The 12,409-nt window shown below is 45.7% G+C and carries 10 protein-coding genes and 1 CRISPR repeat array (1 of these 11 only partly in view); of the genes, 2 read left to right on the plus strand and 8 right to left on the minus strand.

All coding sequences use genetic code 11. The annotated features are described in order from the left end of the window. Positions 1-100: 100 nt before the first annotated feature. Entirely contained in the window at positions 101-1,393 is a 1,293-nt protein-coding gene (locus D0A37_RS22610) for a glutamyl-tRNA reductase (RefSeq protein WP_242717730.1), read from the minus strand. A 145-nt stretch (positions 1,394-1,538) separates the two neighbouring features. Beyond that, positions 1,539-2,576 carry a class II fructose-bisphosphatase gene (gene glpX / locus D0A37_RS22615; RefSeq protein WP_242717733.1) on the minus strand — a complete coding sequence of 346 codons (1,038 nt, stop codon included), beginning with the start codon at positions 2,574-2,576 and terminating at the stop codon, positions 1,539-1,541. 495 nt (positions 2,577-3,071) lie between these two features. Between glpX and D0A37_RS22620 the strand changes: the two genes are divergently transcribed. Beyond that, entirely contained in the window at positions 3,072-3,689 is a 618-nt protein-coding gene (locus tag D0A37_RS22620; RefSeq protein ID WP_242717735.1) for a CP12 domain-containing protein, read from the plus strand. A 127-nt stretch (positions 3,690-3,816) separates the two neighbouring features. On the opposite strand, the gene D0A37_RS22625 is transcribed toward D0A37_RS22620, so the two are convergent. The 5 genes from D0A37_RS22625 to D0A37_RS22645 all read right to left on the minus strand — a co-directional run bounded on the left by D0A37_RS22625 (position 3,817) and on the right by D0A37_RS22645 (position 8,977). Beyond that, positions 3,817-4,203 carry a VOC family protein gene (locus D0A37_RS22625; protein WP_006631472.1) on the minus strand — a complete coding sequence of 129 codons (387 nt, stop codon included), beginning with the start codon at positions 4,201-4,203 and terminating at the stop codon, positions 3,817-3,819. Positions 4,204-4,353: 150 nt separating this feature from the next. After that, positions 4,354-5,025 (minus strand): SOS response-associated peptidase, encoded by a 672-nt coding sequence (locus D0A37_RS22630; RefSeq protein WP_242717737.1) that lies wholly within the window; start codon positions 5,023-5,025, stop codon positions 4,354-4,356. A 549-nt stretch (positions 5,026-5,574) separates the two neighbouring features. Then, a complete protein-coding gene (gene uvsE, locus D0A37_RS22635; protein ID WP_242717739.1) occupies positions 5,575-6,519 on the minus strand; it encodes a UV DNA damage repair endonuclease UvsE in 945 nt (314 codons plus the stop codon). 238 nt (positions 6,520-6,757) lie between these two features. After that, positions 6,758-6,964, minus strand: a complete 207-nt coding sequence (locus tag D0A37_RS22640) for a hypothetical protein (protein WP_242717741.1) — start codon at positions 6,962-6,964, stop codon at positions 6,758-6,760. Positions 6,965-7,324: 360 nt separating this feature from the next. After that, the gene (locus tag D0A37_RS22645; protein WP_242725704.1) at positions 7,325-8,977 is read right to left on the minus strand and encodes an ABC1 kinase family protein; all 1,653 of its coding nucleotides are present in this window, start codon (positions 8,975-8,977) and stop codon (positions 7,325-7,327) included. Positions 8,978-9,292: 315 nt separating this feature from the next. On the opposite strand from D0A37_RS22645, the gene D0A37_RS22650 reads away from it, so the two are divergent. Beyond that, positions 9,293-9,877, plus strand: coding sequence for a Uma2 family endonuclease (locus D0A37_RS22650; protein ID WP_242717743.1), 585 nt, complete (start codon positions 9,293-9,295; stop codon positions 9,875-9,877). Between the two features lie 114 nt (positions 9,878-9,991). Here the strand turns inward: D0A37_RS22650 and D0A37_RS22655 are convergent, their stop codons facing one another. Then, complete coding sequence (locus D0A37_RS22655; RefSeq protein ID WP_242717745.1) at positions 9,992-11,053, minus strand: mannose-1-phosphate guanylyltransferase; 1,062 nt, start codon at positions 11,051-11,053, stop codon at positions 9,992-9,994. 355 nt (positions 11,054-11,408) lie between these two features. Then, positions 11,409-12,409: a CRISPR direct-repeat array (repeat unit 37 nt; unit sequence GCCGGAAAATACCTAAAACCCTATCAGGGATTGAAAC) (it continues 2,970 nt past the right edge of the window).

Genomic DNA, 12,409 nt, shown 5'->3' on the forward strand with positions numbered 1-12,409 from the left:
GGTAATTGACCCGACATAATATGACTCCTGCTTTCCTGTCAACGGCTAACTGCTTTCCTGTCAACTGACTAATGACTAATGACCAATGACTAATGACAAACTAGCTGTACTGCTGATTGACATCCACATCCAAATTAAACAGTGTTTGCAAAGTTTGCATCGCTTGCCGCCGCGCCTCAATATCCTGCTGAGCCCGCAACTGTACCATCGGATCGTGCAAAATCTTATTCACAATCCCCCTTGTTAAAGATTCAATCACGTCTTGATGTTTCTCCGAAAATTCCGAACCCAGACGCGATAAAGCTTTTTCTAACTCTTGTTCTCGAATCAATTCTATCTTATCCCGCAAACAGCTAATAGTAGGAACAGTTTCCAAACTGCGCCACCAGAGATCAAAAGCCTCTACTTCCTGTTCCAGCAAGCCCTGAGCTTCCATTGCCATTTTGCGACGGCTTTCGTGATTTTGAGCTACCACTGCTTTCAAGTCATCCACATTAAACGATCGCACATTAGCGAGTTCGTTCGCATCCGAATCAATGTTGCGTGGCACAGAAATATCCACCAACATCAAAGGGCGATTCGGTTCTAAAACCGATTCCAATTTAGCTTTATTTAACAGTGGCTCGGTAGCTGCCGTACTGGTAAAAACCAAGTCAGAACTGGCAATTACCTGCATCATTTCCGAGAGCTGATACAGGTGCAATTCAGCATCTTTAAACTGACCGGCCAACTCCAGGGCGCCCCGCACAGAGCGGTTAACGATCGAAATATGGCTAGCTCCTTTTGAGAGCAAATGCTGTACCAAAAGCCGCGACATTTTGCCAGCACCGATAATCGCAATTTTGCTGCTTGGTAAATGCTGACCCTTCATTTGAGCCAATTCTGCCGCCGCCGAAGAAATCGAAACTGCACCAGTACCGATGCTAGTTTCGGTGCGAACTCGCTTCCCTGCTGTGAGAGCTTGTTTGAACAAGCGCTCTAAAATTCTGCCTACACCTTTGTACTGCTGGGCGAGTTTGTGAGTTTGTTTCACCTGAGCCAAAATTTGTCCTTCTCCGAGAACCAAACTGTCGAGGCCAGAAGCCACTCGCATCAAGTGCATCACAGCATCTTCGTGCAGCAAAATAAACAGGTGAGGGCGCAAAGACTGCAAAGGAACTTTACTGCATTCCGAAAGGAACTGAATAACCTCTCGCACACCAGGTTCCGACTCGCTGGTAACAATATAAATCTCTAAACGGTTGCAAGTGCTGAGAATAGCAACCTCTTGAATGTGCGGGTAGCCGCGCAATTGGGCGATCGCCGCTTCAACTTTCTGTTCTGGAATGCTCAGTTTTTCGCGAACTTCAACCGGCGCTGTTTTGTGGCTGAGACCTACGACTGCAATATTCATATCTGTGATTTGTCACTATTTCTTTCTTAGTTGTTAACAGTCACCTGCTATTAGTTCTTAGTTTATCGCTAATTGCTAATCATCGGTGACTGTTAACATTTAACTGTTAATTGTTAACATTTAACTGTTAACCCCTAACTAATCACTAATTCAATTGCAAAGATTTCGGCTGGTCAAACATATGGATTGTATCCACAAACCGAGCAGTTTTCGACTGAGAAGAAATTACCAAACTTTCAGTGCGAGCGCCACCACCAAAGAAGCGAACTCCATCCATCAGCGTTCCGGGAGTAATCCCGCAAGCTGCAAACAGAACTGTTTCTCCCGATGCCAACTCTTCAGCATTGTAAATCTTGTCTGGGTCTGTAATGCCCATGTCATTAAGTCGAGCGATATTGCTCTCTTTGCTTTCACCGATCAAACCAGTTTTTACAACAGCCGGATCGTAAATTAACTGCCCTTGGAAGTGACCGCCCAAACAGCGCATTGCTGCTGCGGAAATCACACCTTCGGGTGCAGCGCCAATACCCATAAGTGCGTGGATGTTGGAACCAGAAAACGCGCAAGAAATCGCTGCCGAAACGTCGCCGTCGCTGATCAACCGAACTCTTGCACCCGCTTGCCGAATTTCATTAATTAAATCTTTGTGTCGGGGGCGATCCATGACCACCACCACCAAATCTTCAATACTGCGGCCGAGACAATCAGAGATAATTTTGAGGTTTTGAGTGGGCGTTTTGCGAATATCTACATGATTCTTAGCAGCCGCAGGAGCAGCCAATTTGTTCATGTAGAAATCCGGTGCCGCAAACAAACCACCTTTTTCAGAGATTGCCAAAACTGCCATCGAACCGTTTTGACCGTAAGCAACCAGGTTAGTACCTTCGCAGGGGTCAACAGCGATGTCAATTTCGATCAGTTCATCTAGGTTGCAGACATCTTTGGCATCTTCGCGGGTACAAATACCTACTTGTTCGCCGATGTAAAGCATGGGTGCGTCATCGCGTTCGCCTTCGCCGATCACGATGCGGCCGCGCATATGAATTTTGTTCATGCGCTCCCGCATGGCTTCTACAGCCACTCTGTCGGCTTCATCTTTCTCGCCTTTGCCCATCAAGCGAGCGGAGGCGATGGCTGCCTGCTCAACTACTTCGATAATCTCTAAACCGATTACATTGTCCACGAACTAGATCCTCCCAACTGCTGATGCGTGCCTTGTGCTCTTTTGCACTCCCAGCAATCAAGTTTATCAGAGGCGGGGATCTCTGCGAGCGCAAGCACTTGCTTAGTTTGTGTTAACTTTTGCTTCTTTGGGACTAGGGCTGCAAAATCTGAGTCGAACCAGCTCAAGGATCTGATCGCCCCAATACTTCACTCTTGCTTGGAGAATCGCACGCTAGCCCCGTCTGAGCGCTAAATCGCGGACTCCAGAGGTTCCGGGGGAGCGAGGGGCTGTTTGAGCCAATTTGTCATCCCGATGGCCGTTAAAGGTTTTATGATTAGTTTGCGATCGCACGATTTCTCAGAAACCTGGTTGCTAGACCGGATTTCTCGTTACTAAACCCAAAATTTTGGTAGAAACCCGATTTCTGAGGGTAAGTCCTAATGATGATCACCAATCAAATGGACCGCCCCAAATCGGGACCCAGTAGACTTTATCAGCGGGAAGGAATAAAAAATGATGATGAAAGCCCAAGATATTATGACAAAAGAAGTGGTCACTATTCGCGGTTCGGCAACTGTAGCTGAAGCGGTAGCGATGATGAACGATTTGTGTTTGCGTGCGTTGATTGTGGAACGCCGCCACGAACAAGATGCCTACGGCATAGTGACAGAAACGGATATTGTCTATAAAGTAGCAGCCTACGGAGTAGACCCGAAAAAAGTCCGCGTCTTCGAGATTATGACCAAACCGTGCATTACGGTCAATCCTGACTTGGGTGTGGAATATGTCGCTAGGTTGTTCGCGAATACCCGCATCCGCCGGGCGCCGGTGATTAAGGACGAGCTACTGGGGATTATTTCGGTCACAGATATCTTGACAAAAAGCGATTTTGTCGAGAAACCGAAAAGTGTTTTATTTGAGGAAGAAATCGAACAGGCGATCGCGGATGCCAGAACTATCTGTGCCGAGAAAGGCGCTACTTCTAGAGAGTGCGCGGTAGCGTGGGATATTGTAGAGGAAATGCAGGCTGAGGCTTCTCACCAGCGATCGATGAAGCTTGACAAAACGGCTTTTGACGAGTATTGCGAGGAAAATCCCGAGGCCGCTGAAGCGCGGATGTACGAGAGTTAATTTAGTTATTAGTAATTAGCTATTAGTTATTAGCTATCAACTCTTATTTATGGATTGATAACTAATAACTAATAGCTAATAATCGGAACTAGCTTTTTTTCTGCGATCTTCACCAAAAATAAAAAATTTAAATGTTTGGCGCCATCATACAAAACACGTTCAGCTTATTCCCATCAAGATCCCGAAAATATCCCGCATAAAACCCCGGCAACACTCCTCTTGGTCCGGCCGGTCCTTCATCCTTAGCCCCCAGTTCGATCGCTTTGTTATAAACTAAGTTGACTTTTTCTGGACTGTCAACTTGAAGAGCTATCATTACTCCATTGCCAACAGTTGCTGTGTTACCATCAAAGGGTTTTGTAATAGCAAGTCCTGGTTGCTCAATAGAAACGCCCCATGCGATAAATTGGTCGAATTCCATGAATCGTCGAGCGCCAATTTCAGCAAGCAAAGCATCATAAAACTTGGCGGCAGTTTCAATATCGTTGGTACCGAGTGTAACGTATCCGATCATATTTTTTGTCTTCTAACTGATGTTAAGATTAAAAAAATGTTTGAGCCAATAACAACTGAGTTAAACTGATCCTTAGAAAACCAAAGCTACAGCTCAAACATCATTTTAGATCATAACTCAAACTATCTCGGTTTTGTCCGCTGCAATGATTTATTGCGGATCGCTAATACATTCGGGAGTGTCTCTACTTGGACTGTTGACGATCGCACTTACCGCTTTTGCTTTCATGGCTTCGGAAGCATACGGTTTTAACAGCGGCAAAACTTCCTGAGCATTTTTAACAGAAGGATCGAGCCACTGTTCCCAATCGCTGTCGGGGAGAATCACTGGCATTCGATCGTGCAGCGGCTCCACTGTTTCGTTAGCAGCGGTAGTAATTATACTGCAAGATACAATGTTTTCTTTTTCTGGAGACTCCCAATTTTCCCACAAACCGGCAAAAGCAAAAGGTTCTCCGTCTGCCTTTTGAAAATAGTAAGGCTGTTTGTTCTTTCCCTGCTGTTGCCATTCGTAAAAACCATCAGCGACTATCAAACATCGCCTGTGCTTGATGGCGCTGCGAAAAGCAGGTTTTTCGGCTACAGTTTCCGATCGCGCATTGATCATCTTGCTGCCCATTTTCATGTCTTTTGCCCAACTTGGAATCAAGCCCCAGCGCATAAATTGAAACTGTCGCTGCATTTGCTTTTGAGAAACTGTGACTGTCGCCACTGATTGAGTTGGGGCGATATTGTATCGCGGTTTAATGTCGGGAACTTCCGACAGTTTGAAGAATTCGGCGATGATTTGACCTGAAGTAGTTAAAGTGTATCGTCCGCACATAATTTATAGTTGGTATTAACGCGGTTTTCTCTTATTCCGGCAGTCCAGTATTGGTCGGGTTATCGACAGTCCGGCAGGGGTTTAAACCCCTGCCAGAATGCTAAATTCGGTTAAAACTGAGATATTGCAACATTCTCAATTACTTGTTTAGGAACAGGCAAGATGCCTGTTCCACAAGAGATGAATTTTATTGTGGAACAGGCATCTTGCCTGTTCTTGACAAGAGTGCAAGATGTAAGTTAAAACCGACTGGAAATACGATCTCAATATCTATCTATTTTAGTCCTCTTTTAGAGGACTTTAGCTATGAGACAGGGGTTTTTAACCCCTGTCGGATTGTCGGACTAAACCGGGCGGGCGGGACACCCCAAAATAAAATTCATTCTTTGTGGAACAGGCATCTTGCCTGTTCTTGCGGGACACTCACCCCACAATAAAATTCATTCTTTGTGGAACAGGCATCTTGCCTGTTCTTGGGATTTACCGTTGGGTGGGGGCGGGTTTTCGAGATGATTGGTTTTAGGCAATTATTGTTAGTAAAATTTCCCCCTATGAGACAGTGCTAAGTTGTGGAACATTCACAGACAACCATTCACCGCGCAACTTTTCAATAGCTAATTCTTTGAATTTAGCTTCTACTTCAATCCAAGGAGCTTGATAATAGCAATTAGGCATTTCTGTGATTAAATCGCTGTGGCGCGGATCGGTAAAAAACTCTTTTCCATTCGATATGTGTACTAATTGCCATTCAGGAACAGACCAAGTTGTGCGGGCTGCTGCGAGCATTTCGGCAACGCTGGGATCGTCGTAAGTTTCTAAATGTTCGTGAATGACGTGGTGGTGGGCGTCAAAAACCATTGGTACGCCGGTATCGAGACAAACTTCTAAAATTTCCGAGGAACTGTAAGCGTATTCGTCATTTTCAAAGGTTAAGCGCGATCGAATTGATTCGGGTAAATCGCGGATGACTGACTGGAGTTGCGAAGTGCGATCGCTCTTGCCGCCGTGAATGTTCATCAGCGCCCAGGGCGATCGGGGCTGTCCCAACATATCTAAAATTAAAGCATGAGTGGCGAGAATTTTAATACTGTTGGCAACGACATCAGGCTTGTCGGAACTGAGCACGACAAATTGATCGGGGTGGAGTACCAAACGGATGTTGAGGGAAATTGCGCGATCGCCCGTAATCCGCAATTCCTCAGTCATGGAGTGTAGCACCGCTTCCCCCAAATCTGTATCTGCAAAAGGGAACAGTGCAGAAGTCATCCGGTAGAGCTTAATCTGATTAGCTGAACAGAAGTCGATCGCTTTGTCAAGCCTTTTTAAGTTGTCTGTATAAAGCTCGCGCAATACTTTTTCTTGTTCAGTTTCCGAAAGCTGTAAAAGTCGTTTCCGCGTGACAGTGCGAAAGCGCACTGCATCGGATGTTGTAATGCAGACCAGCCCCAATTCCGGCAATTTTTCCTGTTCCACTACTGGGTTAATCCCGCTCATTTAGCAATAATTCCTAACTTTAATTTTATGTAAAATAGGTTTCTCGTAAGGACTTGAGTTTTTAGTTGTGAAGTTTTTAGGTACTACTGAACCTGCCCAAAGAGCCCGACCGAGATTGGAATCTCTGGCAGACTCTGGGGACAGGTACAAGATGTAATTAGTACAAACGTGAGTTGTTATCAAAAATCTAATGAACCGCCTCGCAGATAGCATATCGGTGCTAATTTAATCGATATAACTATTGCTGTGTTTCGCCAGACTCAGCCTCTTCGTCGGGCCGCGCGGTCGCTACAGGATTTTCCATTGCTTCATTATGGAACGGATAACCGGATGTTTCTTGATTTAGCGGGTCAGCGGGTTGGTCCGCAGGGGATGTAATTTGACCGTTAGTGTTGGTATTGGGTTTTGTGGAAGAGCCTTTATGGCTGGCGTGACCGCTACTCATGTTTTTTTCCTCATTTAGGTCGATCGAACAATTCCTAGCTTAGACTTAATTGCTGCGGGCGATCGCCTATCTTAAGTCAGAGATGTTGCTTAACAGTTGAGTATGCGATAGCAGTCCTAAAGGAGTCGAAAATTTTTTACCCCACGCCAACCCTCCCCTTACTAAGGGGAGGGAGTAAGAAATTCACAAATGATTTAGGATTGCTATAGCACTCCTGGCATAAATCATGAAATCTTTCTCTTCTATTCTCAACATTGACCTCAATATAGCGTCTTCGCGGTTTGTTCACAAAAAAAGCCAGTTGTGCGTTTCCCGAAAGGATTGCTATATCTCATGATTTTCCCTATTTCCCCTTTCCAATCAACTCCGCAAACGGCCTGACCTGAGAATGCTAATAATCAACCAAAAACCCAAAAAACTCGCCGCCCCAAACAAACCAGTGCTCAGAAAAGATAACTGAGAAGTTTGTGCGTTAGAAGAAATAATTGCTGCCCCTACAATCAGCGAACCCACGACAATACTAAAAGAAAGTCGGTTCGCAGAATCGCCCAGAGTGCGGCGTAGTGGATCGAGTTCTTTTAGTGTCAAGTTCCACTTCAAAGTTTCCGAAGTAACTCGGTCTAAAAGCACTTCCACCTGTCGCGGAGATTGCAAAGATAAGCTTTTGAGATCCAGGGCAGTTCTCAGCAGAGCTTGGATTGGATCATCTCCTAATAACTGACGCCGAAACATATCGGTCATCAGGGGTTTGACCTGCTCTACAATATTAAATCGGGGATTAAAAGAGCGCGCCAGTCCTTCCAGATTAGCTAGAGTTTTTGCATACAAACCGAGATTGCTGGGTAGTCGAATTTTATTTTTACGGGTGATTTCCAGCACCTCGTAAAAAATTTCCGACAAGTTCATTTGTGACAAGCTGACATTGTAATACTTGCGGAGCATTCGAGCTAAATCGTTCTCTAGATTAACTAAACTTGTCGGCTGAGCAAATTCTGCCATTTCTAAAGTTAATTGAGCGCAACGCTGAGCATCTAAATCGACAATGGCCAGCAACATTTCTGTCAAATTCTGTTGAGTTCGCGGGTCTAATCGGCCGACCATACCGCAGTCTAGCAAAGCTATCCGGCCGTCTGTTAGATAAAATAAATTGCCGGGATGCGGGTCTGCGTGAAAGAATCCGTCGATGTACAACTGCTGGAAGAAAACGCGGCAAAGTAGGGTTGTAATTTCTTCGCGTTCGGCATTTATATCTCCTTTGTGGCGAATTCCTTGCAAATCGCCTAACAAAATCGGGACTCCGTTCAGCCACTCCATTACTAAGAGTTTTTTTGTGGTCAACTCCCAGTTAATTTCTGGTAAGACAACTTGTGTGGGGTCAAACCATTTACTTTTAGATAAATTGCGGCGCAGTTCGTCTGTATAGCTGGCTTCTTGAATGAAGTCTAATTCTGCACGCAGGGCGATCGCAAATTCTTCTGCTAGGGCGACAATATCGTATTGTTGACCGAAGTCTGTGAGCATGACAAGTTCTGCCAAACCTCGGAGCACGGCGATGTCTTGTTCGATGACAATATCAATACCGGGGCGCTGAACTTTGAGGGCGACTTCGCGGCCGTCTTTTAAAGTAGCTTTGTGGGTTTGGGCGATCGAACCTGCGGCGATGGCTTGAGTGTTAAATTTGGCGAAGGTATCTTCGAGGGATTGTGTGAGTTCCTTGCGGACGATAAATTCTACTTGCGACCAGGGTACGGGCGGCACTTCCGCTTGTAGCGTGGAGAGGGTTTCGATGTAGACGGCCGGCAAAAGGTCGGGACGGGTGCTCAGCAATTGTCCCAATTTGACAAATACTGGGCCTAATTCGACGAGGATGTTGCGGAGAACTGCTGGAGTTGGGAGACTGGGTGCGTCGGTTTTGCGGCCGGTTAGGAGGCTTTTCATGTAGTCCCAACCGTTGCGGAAGACGACCTCTAGAATTTCTCCTTTGCGAGAATTGTTTTGAACTAGGCTAAACAAGGGGCCTCCGGGTCGATCGGGTTTAAGGGCTATATAACTACTAGGATAGCGCTGTTGACCGGGCTGACCAGTGTCTTGGGGAATAAATTGGGCGAAAGGGTGCGATTCCCTACGGGATAGCTTCGCTTCACGAATTTTGGGGTGTGGGGGCGATCGGTCTTTGGCCGTGGCATTGCTCCTCATAGTAATATACAGTTAAAGCAGACATGATATTTTTATAATTAAATTTATTGACTTGAAAACTTGTCTCAAATAATTGAATGAGTAAGTTATTACAAACCAGATTCTCAATGTGTTTAATACCGTATAAGAGACATGATTGCCATCCAATTTCCTACCAACTCGATCGAATTATCCATCAACTTAAGTGACGAGCAATTTTTTCAGCTTTGTCAGCACAACCGCGATTATCAATTTGAACGTACAGCATCAGGGGAATTAATTATTATGCCACCGACAGGCAGTGAAACTAGCAGGCGTAATGCCGATTTAACATCTCAACTCCGAGTCTGGAACCGTGAAACTAAACTGGGAGTTGTTTTCGACTCTTCGGGAGGCTTTAAACTCCCCAATGGTGCCGATCGCTCTCCTGATGCCTCTTGGGTCAAAAAAGAACGGTGGGATGCTTTAACACCGGAACAAAAAGAGAGTTTTGCTCCTTTGTGTCCAGATTTTGTTGTTGAGTTGCGTTCTCGGACTGATTCCTTGAAAAAACTTCAAGAGAAAATGCAAGAATATATAGATAACGGTGCTAAATTGGGTTGGTTAATTGACAGGCAAAATCGGCGGGTAGAAATTTATCGCCCCGGTCAAGATGTTGAAATTATCGAAAATCCTGCCACTCTATCAGGGGAAGATGTACTGCCTGGTTTTGTGTTGAATTTAGAAGAAATTATGTAAATAAAGTGAAGAGTAAGGCACAACACAGATTCAAAAACGAATGCCTGGATAAACAGTGATGAATAGTTGGTGTATCCGTCTTCAGAATCCGTGTCGTGCTGCCTCATTTCACCTTCACAGCAAATCTTTCAACTTCTCATCTTCTCCCAAAACCTTAATTACCTGTTTAATCTCCTGCGTCCTGTCCTTTTTCACAATCAAAGTCACATTGCCATCTCTGACAACTACGACATCTTCTAAACCAATGGTGACGATGACTTCATTCTCATCCGCTGCATAAAAAATGCCGCCCTTGGTATCAATTCCGACGTGTTTTGCTAACTCGACATTAGGCTTATCTCCTTGCAGCAAACGGCCGATCGCATTCCAATCACCCAAATCGTCCCAGCTAAAGCCTACGGGCAGAACACAGGCTTTTTGCGTCTTCTCCATCAGGGCGTAATCGATGCTTATTTTGGGTAATTCCGAGTACGCCTGCGCGCCTTTTGTTTCCAAAGCTGCCATCATTTCCGGTACATGATTTCGCAATTCTGTCAAGACTGTTCCAACTCGAAATACAAAAATTCCGCCGTTCCAACTAAACTTGCCACTGGCTACAAATTCTTCCGCAGTTGTGCGATCGGGCTTTTCGGTAAACCTCGCCACCCGATAGGCTGGAAAACCTCCAAAACTGCCAATTTCCTCGCCTTGTTCGATGTAGCCGTAGCCGGTGGAAGCATAACTCGGTTTTACTCCCAAAGTGGCGATCGCATCCTGATTTTTCGCCAACTCGGCCGCCGCCTCCAAAGTCTTGACAAACTCCTCCGGTTCCCCAATCCAGTGATCCGCCGGAAAAAAACCCACCACCGCATCTTCGCCGTAACGCTTCGCAGTTTCTATAGCAGTCCAGGCCACCGCTGGCGCAGTATCGCGGCCCTCGGGTTCCGCCAGCAAGTTCTCAGGAGGTAAAAGCGGCAACTGTTCCCGGACTCCCGCAGCCAACATTTCCGACGTTACCACCCACAAATCGTCCCAGCCGTTACCTAATGTTAATAGTCTTTCTGCTGTAGCTTGCAGCAAACTCTTGCCGCTACCGTCGAGACTCAAAAACTGCTTGGGGCGCTGCTTGCGGCTGAGGGGCCAGAAGCGTTCGCCTTTACCGCCGGCGAGTATTACGGGAATTAAGGTTTTGGTCATGGTTTGAAGTTTAAGGGTTCTGATCTATTTTGCTCGACAGCTTATAATTATGAAGAGAATTGTGGCTGTCTGCGGGTTTTGGGCGCGACGTATATTTTTGGGAAAAATGCGTCTGTTGCTGGGTGTAAAATTCGAGAGGTTAATTTTGTGGGCTGTAATCCAATTTATGTAAGGGTTTGAGGCCGATTCCTGGGGAAAACGGCAGACACAATTGCTGAAGCCTTTATATGATAAGGGTTTGAGGGGGAAAGTCTAAATAGGGTATTGACAGGCCGGAGGCTGAAATGGTATTTTTGCTAATACAGACCCAAATGAACGTTGAAAACCAAATACAGCAAGGCTTCTGGAACGGGCGGCCGGAAAATACCTAAAACCCTATCAGGGATTGAAACCCTGGTTTTTCTTTCTTTTTTTCGGTGTCTGCGGTGGGCCGGAAAATACCTAAAACCCTATCAGGGATTGAAACAAGGGAACTACCCTAGCCAAGAAATTTTGTCAAGAGCCGGAAAATACCTAAAACCCTATCAGGGATTGAAACGCTCCCACTAGCGGAGATTCTTCCGCCACTAACGAAGGCCGGAAAATACCTAAAACCCTATCAGGGATTGAAACCCACTCTTCTACCAGCATCGTGCTGCTGCCATTCTTGATGGCCGGAAAATACCTAAAACCCTATCAGGGATTGAAACGCCGAATGCGGGCTTCGTGCGATCGCAGAAATTCAGGCCGGAAAATACCTAAAACCCTATCAGGGATTGAAACAAGTAATTTACGAGGAACGATACACAAATGGGATGGCGCCGGAAAATACCTAAAACCCTATCAGGGATTGAAACAAAGCACTTACCTCTAAACGGCTACTATTTGTTCAACCCATGCCGGAAAATACCTAAAACCCTATCAGGGATTGAAACCCAAATCAAGTGTCACGAATTTGCCCGGATTTTGCCGGAAAATACCTAAAACCCTATCAGGGATTGAAACAGTCGAACAAGCTTGTCAGTCCGCACTTGCCCAAGGCCGGAAAATACCTAAAACCCTATCAGGGATTGAAACATTGAGTTTTCTATGGACTGGGCTGTTAAAGCTGGTGCCGGAAAATACCTAAAACCCTATCAGGGATTGAAACAACTGGTCATTCCGTCCTACAGTCTCTCGCCATTTGTGCCGGAAAATACCTAAAACCCTATCAGGGATTGAAACGACGATGATGACAAAACAGCACTCCGACGCGGCAGCCGGAAAATACCTAAAACCCTATCAGGGATTGAAACTGGTATATCAGTATTGCTACGCTAGACGAAAATATTGGCCGGAAAATACCTAAAACCCTATCAGGGATTGAAACGGGATTGT

Source organism: Microcoleus vaginatus HSN003, from assembly GCF_022701255.1.
In the GTDB taxonomy this organism is placed as follows: domain Bacteria; phylum Cyanobacteriota; class Cyanobacteriia; order Cyanobacteriales; family Microcoleaceae; genus Microcoleus; species Microcoleus vaginatus_B.